Source organism: Actinoplanes ianthinogenes, from assembly GCF_018324205.1.
Taxonomy (GTDB): domain Bacteria; phylum Actinomycetota; class Actinomycetes; order Mycobacteriales; family Micromonosporaceae; genus Actinoplanes; species Actinoplanes ianthinogenes.
Genome location: NZ_AP023356.1, coordinates 541,700 through 560,378, shown reverse-complemented (window position 1 = coordinate 560,378; position 18,679 = coordinate 541,700). Strand labels below are relative to the sequence as shown.

15 protein-coding genes are annotated in these 18,679 nt (G+C 70.9%); 5 read left to right on the top strand and 10 right to left on the bottom strand.

Annotated features, from left to right (window positions below):
* Positions 1-234: 234 nt before the first annotated feature.
* Together Aiant_RS02650 and Aiant_RS02645 are read right to left on the bottom strand one after the other, a co-directional pair.
* The gene (locus tag Aiant_RS02650; protein ID WP_189330766.1) at positions 235-372 is read right to left on the bottom strand and encodes a hypothetical protein; all 138 of its coding nucleotides are present in this window, start codon (positions 370-372) and stop codon (positions 235-237) included.
* Between the two features lie 206 nt (positions 373-578).
* Entirely contained in the window at positions 579-1,412 is an 834-nt protein-coding gene (locus tag Aiant_RS02645; RefSeq protein ID WP_189330765.1) for an alpha/beta fold hydrolase, read from the bottom strand.
* 170 nt (positions 1,413-1,582) lie between these two features.
* On the opposite strand from Aiant_RS02645, the gene Aiant_RS02640 reads away from it, so the two are divergent.
* Positions 1,583-1,843: a hypothetical protein gene (locus Aiant_RS02640; RefSeq protein ID WP_189330764.1), complete on the top strand. Its 261-nt coding sequence runs from the start codon at positions 1,583-1,585 to the stop codon at positions 1,841-1,843.
* A 332-nt stretch (positions 1,844-2,175) separates the two neighbouring features.
* Here Aiant_RS02640 and Aiant_RS02635 read toward each other — a convergent pair whose 3' ends face one another.
* Both Aiant_RS02635 and Aiant_RS02630 read right to left on the bottom strand, forming a co-directional pair.
* Positions 2,176-3,186 (bottom strand): 5'-3' exonuclease, encoded by a 1,011-nt coding sequence (locus tag Aiant_RS02635; RefSeq protein WP_229830036.1) that lies wholly within the window; start codon positions 3,184-3,186, stop codon positions 2,176-2,178.
* 9 nt (positions 3,187-3,195) lie between these two features.
* Positions 3,196-3,993, bottom strand: a complete 798-nt coding sequence (locus Aiant_RS02630; RefSeq protein WP_189330763.1) for an SDR family oxidoreductase — start codon at positions 3,991-3,993, stop codon at positions 3,196-3,198.
* 93 nt (positions 3,994-4,086) lie between these two features.
* Between Aiant_RS02630 and Aiant_RS02625 the strand changes: the two genes are divergently transcribed.
* Positions 4,087-4,806 (top strand): hypothetical protein, encoded by a 720-nt coding sequence (locus Aiant_RS02625; protein ID WP_189330762.1) that lies wholly within the window; start codon positions 4,087-4,089, stop codon positions 4,804-4,806.
* Positions 4,807-4,849: 43 nt separating this feature from the next.
* On the opposite strand, the gene Aiant_RS02620 is transcribed toward Aiant_RS02625, so the two are convergent.
* Positions 4,850-6,628 carry a 3-keto-alpha-glucoside-1,2-lyase-like domain-containing protein gene (locus tag Aiant_RS02620; RefSeq protein ID WP_189330761.1) on the bottom strand — a complete coding sequence of 593 codons (1,779 nt, stop codon included), beginning with the start codon at positions 6,626-6,628 and terminating at the stop codon, positions 4,850-4,852.
* Between the two features lie 305 nt (positions 6,629-6,933).
* Between Aiant_RS02620 and Aiant_RS02615 the strand changes: the two genes are divergently transcribed.
* Entirely contained in the window at positions 6,934-7,413 is a 480-nt protein-coding gene (locus Aiant_RS02615) for a peroxidase family protein (protein WP_212846923.1), read from the top strand.
* Positions 7,410-8,870 (top strand): LysM peptidoglycan-binding domain-containing protein, encoded by a 1,461-nt coding sequence (locus Aiant_RS02610; RefSeq protein ID WP_212846922.1) that lies wholly within the window; start codon positions 7,410-7,412, stop codon positions 8,868-8,870. Before Aiant_RS02615 ends, Aiant_RS02610 begins: the two co-directional genes overlap by 4 nt.
* Here Aiant_RS02610 and Aiant_RS02605 read toward each other — a convergent pair.
* The 3 genes from Aiant_RS02605 to Aiant_RS02595 form a co-directional block, all read right to left on the bottom strand.
* Positions 8,830-12,441 carry a PAS domain S-box protein gene (locus Aiant_RS02605; protein ID WP_189330759.1) on the bottom strand — a complete coding sequence of 1,204 codons (3,612 nt, stop codon included), beginning with the start codon at positions 12,439-12,441 and terminating at the stop codon, positions 8,830-8,832. The genes Aiant_RS02610 and Aiant_RS02605 overlap by 41 nt on opposite strands.
* A 2,270-nt stretch (positions 12,442-14,711) precedes the next feature.
* Positions 14,712-15,500, bottom strand: coding sequence for an ammonia-dependent NAD(+) synthetase (nadE, locus tag Aiant_RS02600; protein WP_189330758.1), 789 nt, complete (start codon positions 15,498-15,500; stop codon positions 14,712-14,714).
* The gene (locus Aiant_RS02595; RefSeq protein WP_189330757.1) at positions 15,500-16,393 is read right to left on the bottom strand and encodes an SMP-30/gluconolactonase/LRE family protein; all 894 of its coding nucleotides are present in this window, start codon (positions 16,391-16,393) and stop codon (positions 15,500-15,502) included. Before Aiant_RS02595 ends, nadE begins: the two co-directional genes overlap by 1 nt.
* A 61-nt stretch (positions 16,394-16,454) precedes the next feature.
* On the opposite strand from Aiant_RS02595, the gene Aiant_RS02590 reads away from it, so the two are divergent.
* Positions 16,455-16,895, top strand: coding sequence for an Lrp/AsnC family transcriptional regulator (locus Aiant_RS02590; protein ID WP_189330756.1), 441 nt, complete (start codon positions 16,455-16,457; stop codon positions 16,893-16,895).
* Here Aiant_RS02590 and Aiant_RS02585 read toward each other — a convergent pair.
* On the bottom strand, positions 16,892-18,010 hold the full coding sequence (locus Aiant_RS02585) for a MerR family transcriptional regulator (protein ID WP_189330755.1): 1,119 nt from the start codon (positions 18,008-18,010) through the stop codon (positions 16,892-16,894). The genes Aiant_RS02590 and Aiant_RS02585 overlap by 4 nt on opposite strands.
* Positions 18,011-18,052: 42 nt before the next feature.
* Positions 18,053-18,622: a CGNR zinc finger domain-containing protein gene (locus Aiant_RS02580; protein ID WP_189330754.1), complete on the bottom strand. Its 570-nt coding sequence runs from the start codon at positions 18,620-18,622 to the stop codon at positions 18,053-18,055.
* Positions 18,623-18,679: the final 57 nt, after the last annotated feature.

Below are 18,679 nucleotides of genomic sequence, written 5' to 3'. Positions count from 1 at the left end.
CGACTTTATCGGCCTTTACCTAGGCGCCGGCACTTCCCACCGGCGGCACCACGTCGGGTACCACGACGGCAAGCCCAGCGGCTGCAAGAGGGCCACGGACAAAGCTCGCAAGGTCTTCTCGACGGACCATTACGTCCCTCGCAGCGAGCTCAATCACGCCACCCTTATACATCCAGCTGAGTGGGTTCGGTCGTAGTCTTCGCTGTATGACCTGCATGGCGCTGAGGCGACATCTCAGTGCGGTATGAGGATGCGTTGACGGAGTAGGTCGAGGTTGACGTGGTCGCGCACCGCCCGCAGGGCCGGGCAGCGGGCAGGGATACCGGTGAGCGCCGTGCTGTGCTCGGTGGCCGGATGCTCGGGCTTGGTCATGGTCCAGCTGGTGACCCGGCGTGGTTTCGGCCCCGGCGCAGGCCGGGGTGTGGTGGCCTGGACGTAGTGGTCGCAGGTAGCGCTGCACGGTGCGCAGGGTGCCGCGCCAGCCGCGGGTCCGCAGCTCGGCGTTGCAACTGGGCGGCGTCGGTCAGGCCTTCCGGCCCGCGCCGATGGATGTCAGAGTGCGCCAGGGCCAGTTGTGGTCAGGTGGTGGCGACGAACTCGCGGATGTGGGTGGCGCAGGCGGCGGGCTGGTCCTCGGGCATCAGGGTGTAACTGTCCGGGACCTCGATGAGGCGGCCCTGCGGCAGCGCCTGGGCCAGGCGGGCGCCGTTGGCCGGGACCATCATCGTCGACTCCGGGGCCCACAGGACCAGGGCCGGGCGGTCGAAGGTGGACAGGCGGGCGGCAGCGTCCGTGTATTCGTCGCGCCGGGTCGTACGCAAATATTTGCGCAGGTCTCGCCGGATCTCGCCGGAGGTGAGGGACGGCCGCAACCAGGCGTCCATGATGTCGTGCGGCACCGGGCGTTTCGACATCAGCCCGAAGTTCATCGGGGAGCGGCGCAGGCCGCGAATCCGCAGCGTCTGCAACGCCAGGAAGGTGGCGCCGGGCACCTTCGACGACAGGTACAGGGCGCGGCCGGGCAGGCCGGGCGGATAGTTCTCGAACGACTCCTGCGGCAGCAGCACCAGCCGGGCCAGGCGTTTGCCGAGGCCGTGGGCGGCGACCAGTTGCGCGCCGCCCCAGTCGCAGCCGATCAGGGTGACGTCGCGCAGGTCGAGCTTGTCGAGGAACTCGGCGACCAGGCGGGTGAGGCCGGGCGCGCTGAGGTCGGCGTCCGGGTTCATGGGGATGCGATGGCCGCCGAGCGGCACCTCCAGCACGACGCAGCGATGGCCGTCCTTGAGGTCGGCGACCACATGCCGCCAGAGGGTGACGCCGGCGAAGATGCCGGTGAGGAAGACCAGGACCGGGCCGTCACCGCCGGTGTCGTCGTACTCGACGGTGCCGGCGGAGAGCGTGACGTTGCGCATGCGCGAGCCCCCGTTCGTCACCTGCGAGGCTAGTCCAGCCGGTTGCGGACCGGCGACGGCGACCGCTCGTGACGAGGTAAGCATCGCCCAGCGCGTATTCCGCCAAAGCGCCCCTCATCCGGCATCGCGGGCGATCGGCGATCGCCGATGTAGGGGGTAGCGTGCGACCCGTGATCGACGAAGCGGAGATGCGGGCCGTCTTTCGCCGGGTCGTGGACGAGGGCGGGGACGTCGTCGACCTCGCGGACATCGCGATCGCCCGGGGCTGGGGCGGGCGTGGGTGCCTGCGGACCGCGCGGGCGTTGCGGCGGGAGTTCAAGGTGTCGCTGATGGAGGCGCTCCACTTCGCCGTCTGGATCGAGCACGACGGGATCCGCGACGCGGCGAGCCGCGACGAGCTGCGGGCCGGCATCGCGACCCGGTTGCGGTGAGCGCGGCTCCGGCACACCCCTTTTCGGTACGCCCGAGCCGTCCCCTCCCGCCGCGTTTCCACGGTTGCCGGCGCCGCGTCGGGCCCGCCGTGGGAGCCGGCGGCGCGGCCGGGTCCTCGGGGGAGCGGAGGTTGCGAGCCCGGCCGGGGATCGGCGGCGCGGCCGGGTCGTCGGGGGAGCGGGCCGGCGGCGCGGCCGGGTCCTCGGGGGAGCGGCCCCCGCGAGCTCAGCCCGGCACGGCCTCGCGGCCCGGCACCGGGGTCACCGTGCGCGAAGCCACGGAACCGGGCTGTTGCGCCTGTGGCAGGCCGAGGACGTACCAAATACTGGTTTTAAAAGAGAGCACCCTGACCGGGCGTGGGGTCGCGGCGGCCGGACATCGACCCGCGAAGCACGCGCGGCTGCAGGACGGCGGCCCAGGCCGGCTCCGGTTCCGCCTGAGCCGGGATGGCCGGTGCGTCGCCGCCGGTCAGGGCCCACAGGGACGGGCCCAGGTTGATGCCGTGCTCGCGCAGGGCGCGGCGGATCACCAGGTAGTCGAGCGGCAGGCGGGCCGAGTCCGGGCTGGGGACCGGGAGGTCGCGGCGCATCCGCATGAGGCTGCGGTTGCGGTCGACGACGAGGCGGGCCGTGGGTTCGCTCAGGGCCGCGGCGGCGAGGTCACCGACAATTTTCCGTACGGCGTCAGCGTCCGCCTCGAACGCAGCGTCGACCGAGCCGAACGCGGCCAGCAACCGTGCCGCGGTCCGTGCCCCGAAGCGCCGCACGCCCGGCAGATTGTCGGACGGGTCGCCGCGCAGCGCCGCGAAGTCGGTGTACTGCTCGGGCCGCACCCCGTACATCGCGGGCAGCGACTCGTGGTCGACCAGCACCGACCGGTCGAAGCCGCCGTTGCGCACCCGCAGCACCGACGTGCTCTCGTCGATCAGCGCGAACGCGTCCCGGTCGCTGGTCATCAGCACCGAGCGCCAGCCCAGCCGGCGGGCCAGCGTGGCGCTGCTGGCCAGCACGTCGTCCGCCTCGTAGGCCGGCGGGACGACCGTGCCCACCCCGGCGGCCCGCAGCAGGTCGGGGGCGAGGGCGAGCTGGCGGGTCAGCTCGGCCGGTTTCGCCGGGCGGTGCGCCTTGTAGTCCGGGTGGTCGGTGCGGCGCGCCGAGTCGACCGGGCAGTCGAAGCCGACCAGCACGGCGTCCGGCCGCAGGTGGGCGGCGGCGCGGGCGAGATAGCCGATCAGGCCGCGCAGCGCGGGGGCGGGCTCCAGCGAGCCGTCACTGGCGTGGTAAGCCCGGTGCAGCAGGCTGTTCCCGTCCAGGACCAGCAACAACCCACCCGTACGCAGCACCCGAGAAGCTTACCGGCTCAGGTCGTGCTTACGGTGAGTGATCTTTTCCACCAGCCCCGCGGGCACCACCCGGCGCAGGGCGAAGACGAACGGGGCGTTGCTGCCCACGGCGTACCGTTGCCTCGGTTTGTCCGCCTCGATCGCGGTGACGATGGTGTCGGCGACCTGACCGGCGGAGATGCCCGCCTTCTCGTTGCGGTCGAGCGCGGTCAGCATCCGATCGAAGTCGGCTCGGTGCGGCGAGTCGTCGGCGATGTACCTGGTCCGGCGCTCGCTGATCCCGGTGTTGATCGATCCCGGCTCGACCGTGGTCAGCCACACGCCGAACGGGGAGTACTCGTGCCGGGCGCCGTTCGCGAACCCCTTGATCGCGGCCTTGGTGGCGACGTAGGACGACCGGTAGGAGAGCGGGAACGAGGCGAGCATCGAGCCGACCATCACCACCCGGCCGTAACCGCGCGTGCGCATCCCGGGCAGGGCGAGCTGCGCCAGGCGCACCGGGCCGAGCACGTTCACCTGAAAGAGCCGGCGCAGCGCGTCCATCGGCAGCTCCTCGAACGGCCCGGACTGGCTCTCGCCGGCGTTGTTGACCAGCACGTCGACGGTCCGCAGGGTCGGCGCGAGCGCCTCGATGGACGCGTCGTCGGTGAGGTCCAGCGCCAGGTATTCGACGCCGGCGACCGGGTTCTTCACCGTGCCGGGATCACGACTGGTGCCGAGGACGCGGTAGCCCCGGGAGACGAGGGCGGCCGCGGTGGCCAGGCCGATGCCCGACGATGCTCCGGTGACGAGGGCGGTGCGCTCCATCCGAGCAAGATATCCGGTCCTGGTTCCCCGTCAAGATCATCAGGACGATACAGTGGCATTCTTCGATTCAGCTCCCGGGGGAAGAGTCCACCTGTGAAAGCCGTCGCCGCGGTGTTGACCGCCGCTGTCCTGCTGCTTGCCGGCTGCACCAAGGCCGCGGAACCGCCGAAGCCGGCCGTGTCGTCCGCACCGGCCGACAACGGGATCGCCGCACTGTCCGCCGAGGAGATCCTCGCCCGGGCCAAGCAGGCGCTCGCCGACGCGAAGTCGTACCACATGGCCGGGACGATCGTGATGGACGACGAGCCGATGAAGGTCGACTTCAAGATCTCCGGCGACGACGTGCTGGGCAGCATGACCGTGGCCGGCGGCCGGATCGAGATGCTCGCCGTCGGCGGCCAGAAGTATCTGCGGGCCGACGAGAGCCTGCTGGCCATGGTGGTCGGCGAGTCGGCGACGGCGAAGCTGGGCGCCAAGGTGCTGGCGTCGAAGTGGCTCAAGCCCGCACCCGGCGACAAGTCGGCCACCGCGATGTTCGAGGGGCTGGCCGGCGGCGGAATCCTGTCCCCGAGTGGCAAGCTCACCAAGGGCAAGACGACGATCTCCAACGGCCGTCCGGTCATCGAGTTGATCGAGTCGGAGTCGGATGGCGCGCTGTACATCGCGACGACCGGCCAGCCGCTGCCGCTGAAGATGGGTGGCAAGGGCATCGACACCGTGCTGTTCACCGAGTTCGGCGCCGCGTTCCCGGAGATCGTCGCGCCGGCCGCCGGCGAGATCGTCGAGCTTCCCGCGAAGGGCACGAAGGCCTGATCGGTGCGGGGCCGGTGCTCCGCAGCACCGGCCCCGCACGGTCTCAGAGCGAGACGGTCTTGCCGCCGATCGTCACCACCAGGACGCCGGTGGAGGAGTAGGACCAGGCCAGGGCGCCGCTGTAGGCCGCGCAGCGGGCGCCGTTGGTGCCGGACCAGAACTGGTTCGAGCTGTCCGAGTCGCCGATGATCCGGTCGTTGGTGCCACTGCCGGATCGGCAGGACGTGTTGTTGCGGAACACCGAGGTGCCGGCGTCGAAGTTGAAGTTGCGCTGGCCGTTGTCGATGCTCAGGTTGTTCGAGATGGTCAGCGAGCCCGGGTTGCTGTTGTAGGTGAACCCGTGCTTGCCGTTGTGGTACGCGATGCTGCGCCGCACGATGTGGTTCACCGCGATGTCCTCGCCGCCCAGCTTGTAGCCGTTGCGGTCACCGGCCCCGGCCTGCGAGCCGTCGGTGAGCGTGCCGTTGTCGTACGACAGGGAGTCCTCGATCGTCACCGGCCCGATCGCTCCGGTGTCGGTCTTGGTGTACAGGTCCCAGCCGTCGTCGATGTTGTTGTGCGAGACCGTGTAGCGGAACACGTTGCCGGTGCCCACGGTCAGTTTCGCCGCGAAACCGTCGGCGTCCTCGCCGTCGGAGTCCGCGTTGTCGTGCGATTCCGAGCTGAGGATCAGGTTGTTCGACGGCCATTGCGCGGCGGGTGTGTCCGACGCGATCCGGGAGATCTGGAGTCCACTGTCCCGATTGAACCGGGTCACCGTGCGCTCGATGACGTTGTTGCTGCCGCCGACGAAGATGCCGTTGTCGCCGGCGCGTTCGACCACGATGCCGTAAAGGTGCCAGTAGTTGCCGTTCACGGCCAGCCCGCGGGCCGCCGGGTCCTCACTCTGTGCCGAGAAATTCAAGACCGGAACTTCTCCGGGGTACGCCGAGAGCGTCTTGAGCGCGCCCGGCGTGCCGTTGTTGCCGGCCGCGATGGTGACCGTCTGCGCGGAGGAGTACGTCCCGCCGCGCAGGTAGATCGTGCCGCCCGCGCCGATCCGGGTGATCGCCGAGGTCAGCGTCGTGGGCGCGGACGGGGTGCCGGCCGCGCTGTCGGTTCCGGTGGGGGACACGTAGAGCGCGCCGGTGACCGGCGGCGTGCTGGCCGACGCGGACGGACCGGGCGGGCTGGTCGGGCTGGACGTCGGCGTGCCGGTCCCGCCGTCGTCCACCACGACGTCGTCGAACCGGCCGGCCGCGTACTCGGTGAGCAGCCCGATCCGCCCGGAGGTGATCGTGGAGTCGGTGGCCGAGCCGACGCTGGTCCCGTCGATCGAGCCGCTGATCGTGCTGCCGTCGACCGTCAGCCTCAACGTGTAGAACGTGCTGGCGGAGATGGTCTGGGCGCGGCTGGCCAGAACCGACACGCTGCTGCCGTTCATCGTCTCCAGCTGCACCTTGCCGGCGCCGGTCAGCGACAGCCGGTACATCTTGGTGGCCCCGGCCGCCCGGGCGGTCAGCGCCACCACCCCGCTGCTGGAGCCGAACGCGGTCGCCTTGACCCGCGCCTGCACCGAATAGTTGGTCCAGGAGCTGGTGCCGCCGAATTCGCGGGCCCGCTGGCTGGTGGTGTCCGATTGCTGCAACACCTTGCTGCCGTCGGTGACGATCGACCAGGTGCCGCCCGATTTCGACCAGCCGGTGGCCGATCCGGACTCGAAGTCGGCGCTGAACGCGGTGGCCGCCTCGGCGGTGCCCACGGCCACCGCGAGACCCGCCGTGACCAGGGTGATCAGGGCGCTCGCACCGGCCAGGCGGCGCGCGCGTACGGATGGTGCCATGCGATTTATCTCCTGTCACAAAGAGATCCCGCCGGCAATTCGCGGGCCGCATTATTTGCAGCAACAAAAGGGGATGGCGCGCCGGCGGTTTTCGGGGACGCGTCCGAATCTCTCACCGTCGCGAGACGGGAGTCAACAATTTGCATTTGCAGGTTTGTTGCAGAATGCGGGCCTCGCGGATCGTCCCCAGATTTCCTGATCATGGTGTTTGTCTGGTTTCTGACTCACCCGTCCGGATGACCGGCCTATGGTGGCCAGGATCGTCACCGGTCAATGCCGCGACTTCTACGGGGAAGGGAACGGTCATGCCACGTCTCCTGCACGGGCGGATGGTCACCGAAGAGGAACTGAACCAGGCGTCGGGTGACCTCGCCGAGTTCACCGCCCAATCACCAGCCCGATTCGCCCTCACCAAGCCGATCGACTCGCACAGCTTCGACTTCCTGTTCCCCACGTTGCAGGAGGACGACGCGAACCTGTTGCCGCAGACCGCCACCATGCCGGCGCTGCTGAAAAAGCTCGGGGCGAGCATGGTCGACGTCGACACGCCCGGCGCGGACAGCCCGATCCCGGCGGCGTACACGTACTTCGGGCAGTTCGTCGACCACGACATCACGCTGGAGTCCGGGTCCGCGACGGTGGCCGAGCTGCTCGCCGACAGCCTGACGCCGCTGTCGCTCGCCGACATCCGCGGCGCCGTCCGCAACATCCGGACCGGGAACCTCGACCTGGACAGCGTCTACGGCGCGCCGGCCCCCGGGATCCGAAGAACGCCGCCAAGATGAAGCTGGGCAAGGTCACCACCCTCACCGACAACACCCAGCCGCCGTTCAAGCGTCCGCCGGGCAAGACCGACGACAACGACCTGCCGCGCGAGCCGGCCGCCCCCGGCAACATCGAGCACGACCGGGCGGCGCTGATCGGCGACCCGCGCAACGACGAGAACCTGATCGTGGCCCAGCTGCACGTCGCCTTCCTCAAGGCGCACAACGCGCTGGTCGCCCAGGGGCTGTCGTTCAACGACGCGAGCCGGACACTGCGCCAGCACTACCAGCACATCGTGGTGCACGACTTCCTCAAGCGGATCGCCGAGCCGGCCGTCGTGGACGACATCGTCAGCCACGGCAACCGCTGGTTCAACCCGGCCGCCGAGCCGTTCCGGATGCCGCTGGAGTTCTCCTTCGCCGGATACCGGCTCGGGCACACGATGGTCCGCGCCGCCTACAACTTCAACCTCAACTTCAACCTGCACGGCGGCGTGCCGGCCAGCCTGGGACTGCTGTTCACCTTCACCGCGCTGAGCGGGGAGGTGGGCGACTTCAAGACGATCCCGGAGAACTGGATCATCGAGTGGGAGAACGTCATCGGGACCGGCCCGAACGTCTCGAACGCCCGCCGACTCGACACCAACATCGCCACCAAGGACGACGAGGCGCTGTTCGGGCTGCGCACGCTGACCGGGGAGACCGAGACCCCGCCGGACGCGGCCCGGCTGCCGGTGCGCAACCTGCTGCGCGGCTACCGGATGCGGCTGCCCACCGGCCAGGCCGTCGCGCACCTGCTCGACCTGCCGGTGCTCAGCAAGGACGAGGTGCTGGCCGCCGCCGGTGACGCGAAGCAGGTCGCGGCGCTGACCGCCGGCGGCTTCGAGTCACGCACCCCGCTCTGGTACTACGTGCTGGCGGAAGCCGCGCACTTCCACAACGGGCAGCGGCTCGGCCCGGTCGGCAGCACGCTCGTCGCCGAGGTGCTGATCGGCCTGGTCCGCCGCAGCCAGGACTCGATCCTGCGGCAGGCCGGATGGAAACCGCATCTGCCGGCCGCCAAGGCGGGCACGTTCGAGCTGGCCGATCTGCTGCGTTTCGCGGGGGTGCTCGGCGGGACGGCGCCCAAGCCGCGGACGTACAAGGTGAAGAAGGGTGACACGCTCGCCGGGATCGCCAAGGCGGAGCTCGGCAACGCCGACCGGTGGCCGCAGATCTACCTGCTGAACCGGGCGATCATCCGCAACCCGAACCAGATCTTCCCCGGCCAGGTGCTCGCCCTGCCGCCGACCACACCGGTCGGCACCATCCCGAAGCTGTACACGGTGAAGAAGAACGACACCCTCAGCAGCATCGCCAAGGCGCAGCTGGGCAGCGCGAGCAAATGGCCGGCGATCTTCAAGGCGAACCGGGACGTGATCGACGACCCGGACCGGATCATCCCCGGGCAGATCCTGGTGATTCCAGAGAAAGGATGAACCGGGAGCCGCCGGCCGGATTCGGCTCGTAGCGGATGTCGCCGTGATTGGCCTGGGCCAGCCCGCGCACGATGTACAGGCCCAGGCCGGTGCCCTTGACCGCGGCGGCGTCCCGGTCGGCGCGGGCCAGCCGCTCGAACAGACGGTCCCGGAACTCCTCCGGGACACCGGGACCGTCGTCCTCGACCGTGATCTCGACGAGGCCGGGCATGGCTGACACCCGGACCGCGGTGGCGCCGCCGCCGTACTTGCGGGCGTTCGACAGCAGGTTCACCAGGATCTGCTGAAGATGGCCGGGATGGCAGAGCACCTCCGGATCCGGGCCGCCGACCGGGATCGACTCGGCGGCGTCGACCGCCCACAGCGCCCGGTCGATCTCCTCCCGCAGGCGCAGCGCCCGCCGCTCGGCGCGGATCTTGCCGGACTCGATGGTGACCATGGCGAGGACCTCCTGGACGATCTCGTCCAGGGTGTGGGCCTGCCGGGCGATCGCGTCGATGGCCCGCCCCCGGCGCTCGTCGGAGAGCGCCGGCCAGTCGTCGGTGAGGATCTCCGCGTTGCCGCGGATCGACGTCAGCGGGTTGCCGATCTCGTGCCCGAGCATCCCGATGATGTCGAGTTTCAGCTGGTTGGCCGCCTCCAGCTCGGTGTTGCGCTCGGCGAGGGCGCCGGCGGCCGCGTCCCGGGCCTGCTCGGCGGCGCGCCGCGCGGTGATGTCGGTGAGCACCCCGACCAGCAGTTTCGGGTGCCCGGCCGGGTCCCGGACCAGCGAGATCGTCCACTCGACCGGCACCCAGTGGCCGTCGGCGTGCGCCAGCCGGGCCTCGGTGGTGTAGGCGTCGCTCTCCCCGGCGAACAGGCCGGCCAGCAGCCGCCGGTGCTCGACCATGTCGTCCGGGTGCACCAGCTCGTGGTCGTGCCGGCCGAGCAGCTCCTCCGGGGCGCGGCCGATCATCGCGGCGTAGGTCCGGTTCGCGCTGATCAGCGTGCCGTCCAGGGCCGAGATGACCTGACCGACGCCGGTGTTGGCGAACTGGGCGCGCAGCCGCGCCTCACTCTCGGCCAGGGCCCGCTCCGCGGCCCGGGCCGCGGTCACGTCCGAGTTCACCTCGAGGACCTGCGCGTTGTCCGGGTCCGGGTGGTGCAACACCTGACGGCTCAGGACATTGACGGTACGCCCGTCCGCGGTGATGTGGTCCAGGTGCCCGTTCCAGTACCCGTCGCGGCGCAGGGACTCCTGCTGCTCGGCGGCGCCCCCCTCGTACGGAAAAGTGGTGTGCAGCAACCGGTGGGCGGACTTGCCCGTGGCCGCCGCCAGCGGCCAGCCGTAAAGGCGCGTCGCGCCGTCGTTCCACCAGCGGATCGTGCCGTCCAGATCGCGGACGATCACCGCGGCCGGGATCAGCTCGAACAGCCGGGCGGAGCGGCGCAGCTGCGCGTCCGCCTCGCGGGCCGCGGTCACGTCCTCGACCTGGATCACCGCGTACCGGACCTGGGCGTCGTCGTCACGGACCACCGCGACGCGCAGCGTGACCCAGATGGTGCGGCCGTCCTTGTGCAGGTAGCGGCGCTCCAGGCTGACCGTGTCCAGCTCGCCGGCGACGAACCGGCGGGCATACTCGCGGGTGCTCGCCACGTCGTCCGGATGGGTCAGGTCGGCGAACGTCATCCCGGTCAGCTCGTCCGGCGTGTACCCGGTGATCGTCGTCATCGCCGGGCTGGCCTGGAGATAGCGCCCGAAGTCGGTGGGCCGCAGGCTGCACAGGGTGAGCCCGAGCGGCGAGTTGTCGAAGGTCAGCCGGAACCGCTGCTCGCTGATCGACAGCTCGGCCAGCGCCCGGGTGCGCTCGTTCAGCAGTTCGGCGTTGCGGCTGGCGTCGTCGGCGTGCTGGAGCGCCGCGCTCAGGCTGTCGGCGAGCAGCGCGAGTTGCTGCTCGTCGGTGTCGTCGAAGACGTTCGCCGCGCCGGCCGCCACCTTCAGCACACCGATCACGTCGTTCTCCGCGTGCAGCGGCGCGATCAGCATGGCGCCGATCCCGAGCTGCTCGCACATGCTCTGATTGACCCGCGCGTCGTGTCTGGTGTCCGGGCAGTGCGCGGGCGCGTCGGTGGCCAGCGCGATCCCGCTCAGCGACCCGGCCCGCGGGATCCGGGTGCCGGTGAACGGCGCCAGGGTGCCGGCCGTCGCGACGTAGGCCAACTGGTCGCCCTCGACCAACTCGACAGCGGCCCCATCCGCTGCCGGGAACAGCTCGACCGCCCGGTCGGCCACGGCCCGCACGGCCGAGTCCCGGTCGGTCGCCGCCGCGGTCACCGCCCGCTGCACCGCGAGGGTGCCGCGCAGCCGGCGCACCTCCCGCTCGGCGGCATCCCCGGCGGCCCGCCGCGCGGCCCGCTCCGCGGTCACGTCGAGCAGTTGCACCACCGCGGTGGCCGGGCCGTGCTCGTCGGCGATCACCGAGGTGTGCGCGGCCACCGTGAGCGGGGTGTCATCCTTGCGGTGCAGGGTGAGCTCGCCCTGCCCGCGGGTGCGCTCGCCGGACGCCATCCGGTCCAGGTTGCGGTCCAGCTCCCCGGCATCCCCGTGCTGCAACACCTGGAAGGGCATCCCGACGGCCTCCGCGTCGGTGAACCCGAACAGCCGGCAGAACGCCGGGTTGGTCAGGATGATCCGCCCGCGCTCGTCGCCCCGCAGCCCGATCACGATCCGTGCGATCGGGCTGTTGTCCGCCACCTCGGCGAACTGCCGCTCACTACGCTCCAGCCGCTGCTGAGCGGCGGCGATCAACTCCTGACCGCGCTGCTCGGCGGTCACGTCGGCCAGCTGAGCGAGCAGTTGCAGCGGCGCCCCGGACTCCGACCGCAACGGCGTCACCGACAGCCGGCACCAGATGACCTCGCCGTCCTTGCGCACAAGCCGGGACCGCCCCTCGAACCCGGCGCTCGCCTCGCTCGCCAGATCCCGCAACATCGCCGCACAGTCCGCGGAATCGTCCGGATGCGTCACCGTCCCGAGCGTCAGCGCGGCCAGCTCCGCCCCGGTGTACCCGAGCAGCGCCGCCACCGCCGGATTCACCCGCAGCCAGGCGCCATCGGTGTTGAGCACGGCCATCCCGATCGGCGAGGAGTCCACCAACGTCCGGAACCGGGCCTCGCTGTCCGCGAGCGCCGGCCGGCTGCTGCTCTCCACCACCTCCGCCACCAGAAAAGGCCGCCCGGCCCGGTCCCGCACCATCACGTTCTGGCTGAACACCCAGACCCGGGACCCGTCCTGCCGCACCAGAACCCGCTCCATCGCCACCACGGTCCGCTCCCCACGAACCATCGCGTCGAAGGCCGCCATCACCGGCCCCAGGTTCTCCTCGTCCAGCAGAATCAGACAGGACCGCCCCACCAGCTCGTCGCGCGAATACCCGACAAGCTCGCAGAACGCATCGTTGACGGTGATGAACTGCCCATACTCGTCCGGCATCAGGCTGAGCACGAGCTTGGGCACAGGGCTGCGACCGAAGGCATGCGCAAGCAGCTCCAGCGACTGGCCGTCCAGCCGCTCCCGGAACCCGACACTCATATTGCACCCATCGGCCACTCTTCCCGAACCGTGAGCCCGTGCTCGGAATCCCTCCACCCGCTCCGGCGGCGCGTGTGCTGCGGCCGTGCTCCCGCTCCGGCCGTCCCGGGACCCGGCTGTGCCCGCGGCTGGACTTTCCTTGCGGCTCGCTAACCCGTATCTTTGCCTGCTTGAAAAGATTTCAATCGGGAACGCATTGTTTCGCTCGTCGTGGCCCGGCGATGAAATCATCTGAGGTTTATGTGATTTGACCCTGGCGGCTCGACAGGGATTTCCGCTAGCCCTTTGGGTCGGGGTGACATTGAGTTCCGCCTCAACCACCGAACTGCCGCGATAAACCTCATTCGATGAAAATGCATCCTGGCCCGACAATACTCGCAAGGCATCGCGATCCGGGGTGTCTTTCAGGGCGGTGTGATGTTGAGGTGGGGACTGGGGCGCGAGTCGCGGTGTGAGCTTCGGAGCTACGTGGCGTGCCGCGTCCGGTGCGGGCTGCGGCGCGGTCGGGGTTGCGACTTGTGGGGTGGGCTCCGGCGTGGGGCTTGAAGTCGCTTGGGGCGCGGCGTGCGGCGTGAGTGTCGGTGCCGCTTGTGGCGTGGCCTGCAGCGTGAGTATGGGAGCCGCCTGGGACACGGCCCGCCGCGCGAGTGTCGGAATCGCCTGGGGCGCGGCCTCGGGTGCGGCTTGCGGCGCGACCTCGGGCGTGGCCTGCGGTGCGGCCTCGGGTGCGGCCTGCGGTGAGGGCTGGGGTGCGGTCTGCGGTGAGGGCTGGGGTGCGGTCTGCGGTGCGGCCTGGGGTGCGGTCTGCGGTGGGGATTGGGGCGTGGCCTGTGGTGCGGCCTGGGGTGCGGTCTGCGGTGGGGGCTGGGGCGTGGCCTGCGGTGCGGTCTGCGGTGCGGCCTGCGGTGCGGCTTGCGGTGCGGGCTGGGGCGTGGCCTGCGGTGCGGGCTGGGGCGCGGCCTGCGGTGCGGCCTCGGGTGCGGCCTGCGGTGAGGGCCGGGGCGTGGCCTGCGGTGCGGCCTGTGGTGCGGCCTCGGGTGCGGCCTGCGGTGAGGGCTGGGGCGCGGGTTGGGGTGGGGCCTCGGGTGCGGCTTGCGGTGCGGGCCGGGGCGCCGCTTGCGATGTCTGCCGCAGCGGCCGTGGTCTCGCTGACGGGGTAAGAGAGTGCATTGCCGGTGGTCGAACCGCGGCGTCCGTGGGCTGGACCGGATCATTTGCGGTGGCGGACGCGAGCGCGCGACGCTCCGCGAGGTGTCGCAACTTCTCGGCGTGCCGGCACCGCAGACCCCAATCGCGGCGCCGCTGCTGCTCGCGACGGAATTCATCCTTGACAGGTGAATAATTGCGCGACGCGGTCCGATCCCGCATCTGCGCGATTTCTTTCCGGCCGAACAGCGACAACTGCCTCATGAATCCATTGTCCCCGCCCATCAGTCCGCCACGTCAGTATTTGATCATGCCAAAACAAAGAAATTCCAACACCAATCTTCCGCAAATCCGACTGCCGCCGAGAAAGGACCGTGTGGCTTGGGGATGGTTTGGTAACCAGCGGTATTCGCGGGTCCGGGAGGCCGGCGAGGTGGTTGATGTGATGGGGAGCGACCGCGGCACGTTGGCATGCGTACCGAGCCGTGCGGATGGCTCGCGGCTCTTCGTCGCCGGGCATGCCTGGGGATGGGCCGGAAGACGCGGGGTTCCGGCGGCAGGGGCGGGTGCTTGCTGGGGCGGCAAGGTGCGTGCGGTGCGAGCCGGGAAGGGAGGCGCAGGACGCGGACAATGCGCCAGCCGACGGAGGGGCGCGGACCGGGCGGCGTGGTGTCTGGGATCCGAGGTGCGTGGGGTGAGGGCACGCAGTGGGCGGCGTGGTGTCTGCGGTGCGTGGGGTGAGCGCGCGCAGGGGGCCGTGGTGTCTCCGGTGCCGGGATGCGGTGGTGTCTGAGATGCCGGTGGGTGGGGAGGTGCGTGGGGTGAGGCGCGGAGTGGGCGGCCGTGGTGTCTGCGGTGCCCGTGGGTGGGGACGCGCGTGGGCCGGGGGCGCGGAGTGGACGGTGGTGTCTGCGGTGCCGGTGGGTGCGGGGGTGCCTGCGGTGGCGGCGCGGACGGCGTGTGGCGGGCTGGATGGGAACGTGCGGGACACCGCGGCGAGCTGAGCGGCAGGGTGGGTGCGGTGTGAGCTGGGCAGAGACGTGCCGGGTGCGGTTGTGGGCCGGACGGCAAGGAGCGGGGAATGGGGGAGCGGCTGGGCGGAAAGGTGCAGGCGGGCCGGGCGCTTAGTGGGGGCCTCGGGGAAGAGCCCGTTTGTGCGCCGTCTGCTGGTAACGGCTCTCGATGGCCGCTGCCACGGCCGCCGGGACCGGCTTGCCCTCCAGGAAGTCGTCGATCTGGTCGTACGAAAAGCCTAGGACCTCTTCGTCGGCGATCCCGGGCCGGAGGGATTCCAGATCCGCGGTCGGCATCTTCTTGACCAGCGACTCCGGCGCGCCCAGCGCCGCCGCCACCGCCCGCACCCGCCGCTTGGTCAAGCCCTCCAGCGGCACCAGATCCGCCGCCCCGTCGCCGTGCTTGGTGAAGAACCCGGTGACCGCCTCCGCCGCGTGATCGGTCCCCACCACCAGCCCGCGGGTGGCCGAGGCCACCGCGTACTGGGCGATCATCCGCTCCCGCGCCTTGATGTTGCCCAGCACGAAGTCCTGCTCAGCCGCGTCCCGGGTGGTCAGGCCCGCGTCGAGGAGCGCCTGGAGTGCCGCGTCCGCGGCGGGCCGTACGTCGACCGTCAGCACCCGATCCGGCTGGATGAACTCCAGGGCCGCCTGCGCGTCGGACTCGTCGAGCTGAACACCGTACGGAAGGCGCATCGCGATGAACTCCGCCGAGGGGACCCGGTCGGCGGCCAGTTGGCAGAGCCGCCCGGCGGTGGACGAGTCGACGCCGCCGCTGATCCCCAGGACCAGGCTGCGTGCGCCGGTGCTGATCAGCGCCTCGGCCAGGAAGCCGACCCGCCGCTCGATCTCCCGGGCGGCGTCGAACTCGGCGGCGACGTGCAGTTCCTGCGCGATCATCAGCGGGCTCCGTTGAACGTGACCCGCAGGGTGTACACCGAGGTCCCCGCGGTGATGAACAGGTGGTTGAGCGCCGGGCCACCGAACGTCAGGTTGGCGACCGGCTCCGGCACCAGCAGCTTACCGATCAATGTCCCGTCCGGGGCGAAGCAGTGCACGCCGTCCCAGGCCGCCGCCCAGATTCGCCCCTCGGAGTCGGCGCGCAGCCCGTCGAACCGCCCGAAGTCGCAGGTCGCGAAGATCTCCCCGCCGCCCAGCGAGCCGTCCGCGAGCACGTCGAAGACCCGCAGGTGGCTCGGCTCCTGCCGGGTGTCGGCGATGTAGAGGCGCTGCTCGTCGGGGGAGAAGGCGAGCCCGTTGGGCCGGCAGAAGTCGTCGGCGACGATCCGCAGGTCGCCGGTGGCCGGGTCGAGCCGGAACACGTAGCAGTCACCGCCGAACTCGCTCTCGGCCCGGTGCCCCTCGTAGTCGCTGGCGATGCCGTAGACCGGGTCGGTGAACCAGATCGTGCCGTCGGAGCGGACCACCACGTCGTTCGGGCTGTTGAGCCGTTTGCCCCGGTACGCGTCGGCGAGCACGGTGATCGTCCCGTCGTGCTCGGTACGCGTCACCCGGCGGTTCCCCTGCTCACACGTGACCAGGCGGCCCTGCGCGTCGACGGTGTTGCCGTTGGCGTGACCGGAGTCGGCCCGGAAGACCCCGACCGCGCCGGTGGTCTCGTCCCACCGCATCAGCCGGTTGTTCGGGATGTCGCTCCACACCAGGTAGCGCCCGGCCGGGAAGTAGGCGGGTCCCTCGGTCTTGCGGTCGCCGGTGTGCAGGCGCTCCACCACGAAGTCGCCGTCGAGGTAGCGGAACCGTTCGTCGAGCATCACGAATTCGGTAGTGATCATGGCCGGAGCCTAACCTGATATGGTCAGAATCTCGAATAGCCGAATGTCATCAGGAGCACGGATGGACGAGATCGATCGGCAGCTGGTGGTGCAGTTGCAGGAGGACGCGACGCGGTCGTACGCGGAGCTCGGCCGCGCCGTGGGTCTGTCCGCGGCGTCGGCGCACGACCGGGTCCGCAAACTGCGTGACCGCGGAGTGATCCGCCGGACGACGATCGAGGTCGATCCGGCCGCCGTCGACCGCGGGGTGGCCGCCTACGTGATGATCGACGCCAACGCCTGGATGGGTGACGCGCCGACCAGGGAGTCGCTGCTGGCCATCCCGGCGATCCAGGAGGCGCACGTGGTCGCCGGCACGTCGTCCCTGGTCGTGAAGATCCGCACCGCGACGACCGAGCAACTCCAGGCCACCCTGCGCGAGATCTACACGATCGACGGCGTCACCGGCACCCAGACCGTGGTCGTCCTGGAGACCTTCTTCGAGCGCCCGATCAGCCTCTAGGTCGCCACCAGCAGGCGGAGGCCGAGCTCCGCCGCGTCCAGGGCGAGCAGCTCACGGTTGCGCTCGGCCCACCGCCCCGAGGCGAGGTCGTCGCGCAGCCCGGCCACCGCCCGCCGCTCCGCCTCCGGCCCCACCCGCGTCCAGATCGACACCGCGCGGCGGACCCGTTCCTCCAGGTACGCCTCGGGCTGCCGCCAATACGCCTCGAAGAACCCGTCGGCGCAGTCCCACGGAATCAGCACCGGCTCGATCCGGGCCCCGATCTCCTCGGCCAGCCGCTCCACCGGTGGCCGCCCGCGGACCAGCGTGCCGGCCTCGGGCAGGTAGTCGCGGGTGAGCCAGAACCGGCGCAGCCAGCCGGCCTCGCTGGCGTCGTGGGTGAACACCACCACCCGCCGGGCCACCCGCCGCATCTCGCGCAGCCCGGCGATCGGATCGTGCCAGTGATGAACGGTGCTGAACGCCATCGCGGCGTCGAACGACTGGTCCTCGAACGGCAGCCGCTCCGCGCCTGCGGCCACGCACGGCGCCGCGCCGACCGGGCGCTGGGCCCGCATCACCGCCGATGGTTCCACCGCCGTGACCTCGCGGTCGACCGGCTCGTAGTTGCCGGTGCCGGCCCCCACGTTGAGGACCGTCCGGGCGTCGCCGAGCGCGTCCCAGACCCGCGCGGCGATCCGCGGCTCGGTCCGCCGCGTCGCCGGGTAGGCGGACCCGATGGTGTCGTAGAGCTGCGCGCCGATCATCGTGAGCTTCTCCTCCGGTGTCGTCTCGATCCCCATTGCCCGGGCCTGAAGTTCCCGGTCGATGGCCGTCACCATGGCCGCCGCCCGGTCGCGCCGGTCCAGCACCAGGCCGCGCAGCCGGTGCAGCCGGCCGATCGCGTCGACGGCCGGGTCGTCGACCAGGTCCGCGATCTCGCGCAGCGCGAAGCCCAGCCGCCGATAGGCGAGCACCTCCCGCAGCCGCTCCACGTCGGCCGCCGCGTAGGCCCGGTATCCGGCCGGTGTCCGGGCGGACGGGTGCACGAGGCCGATCTCGTCGTAGTGGTGCAGGGTGCGGACGCTGACGCCGGTCAGCTCCGCGACGCGGCCCACGGTCAGGTGCTCTGCCACACCGAGGACTATCCAGCCTGACGTCGCGTGAGGCGCAAGCGGTCAGTGAGATTTCCGGGCGTAGGCGCGCGCGGCCCGGGCCCGGTCGCCGCAGCGCACCGAGCACCACTGCCGCCGACCGCCACGCAGCAGGAACCGCACGCACGGAGGCGAGTCGCAGGCGGCCAGCCGGGAAGCCTCCGCGCTGGTCAGCAGGTCGGCCACGTCAGCCGCGAGCACGCCGAGCGCCCGGTCCACCACCTGATCGGTCGGGTGTGGCGTCGCCCGGTGCAGCCCTCGATCCGGATCCCAGCGCAGCTCGGCGGCGGTCGGCACCCGGGTCATCGCCGCGTTGATCGCGGCGAGCGCGGCCGGCGGGGGAGCGGTCTGCCGCACGTGCGCCTCGAACAGCTCCCGGATCCGCGCCCGCATGTCCCGCAGCCGCTCCGCGCAGATCTCGTGCAGCACGGCGTCGGCCGGAGCGAGTCCGCGATCGATCAGCCACCGGGTGGCCGCCTCGGGGCTCTCCAGCAGGTCGAGCGCCGGCTGCCCGGGGATGGCCAGGCGGCTGTTGGCCACGTCGAGGCCGGGGTGCAGGTCCGCGCCGGGTGCCCTGTCGATCACGAACCTCACGGTACGCCTTGCGCTTATCCGTGACAAACAACTAGCCTCACGGATGACAGCACATCT

Bases quoted from the DNA above. Each gene is read 5' to 3' on its own strand.
- Aiant_RS02630 (WP_189330763.1), bottom strand. From the start codon at position 3,993: ATGGAGCGCACCGCCCTCGTCACCGGAGCATCGTCGGGCATCGGCCTG.
- Aiant_RS02615 (WP_212846923.1), top strand. From the start codon at position 6,934: ATGCCACGTCTCCTGCACGGGCGGATGGTCACCGAAGAGGAACTGAAC.
- Aiant_RS02605 (WP_189330759.1), bottom strand. From the start codon at position 12,441: ATGAGTGTCGGGTTCCGGGAGCGGCTGGACGGCCAGTCGCTGGAGCTG.
- Aiant_RS02590 (WP_189330756.1), top strand. From the start codon at position 16,455: ATGGACGAGATCGATCGGCAGCTGGTGGTGCAGTTGCAGGAGGACGCG.
- nadE (WP_189330758.1), bottom strand. From the start codon at position 15,500: ATGATCGCGCAGGAACTGCACGTCGCCGCCGAGTTCGACGCCGCCCGG.
- Aiant_RS02645 (WP_189330765.1), bottom strand. From the start codon at position 1,412: ATGCGCAACGTCACGCTCTCCGCCGGCACCGTCGAGTACGACGACACC.
- Aiant_RS02620 (WP_189330761.1), bottom strand. From the start codon at position 6,628: ATGGCACCATCCGTACGCGCGCGCCGCCTGGCCGGTGCGAGCGCCCTG.
- Aiant_RS02610 (WP_212846922.1), top strand. From the start codon at position 7,410: ATGAAGCTGGGCAAGGTCACCACCCTCACCGACAACACCCAGCCGCCG.
- Aiant_RS02650 (WP_189330766.1), bottom strand. From the start codon at position 372: ATGACCAAGCCCGAGCATCCGGCCACCGAGCACAGCACGGCGCTCACC.
- Aiant_RS02595 (WP_189330757.1), bottom strand. From the start codon at position 16,393: ATGATCACTACCGAATTCGTGATGCTCGACGAACGGTTCCGCTACCTC.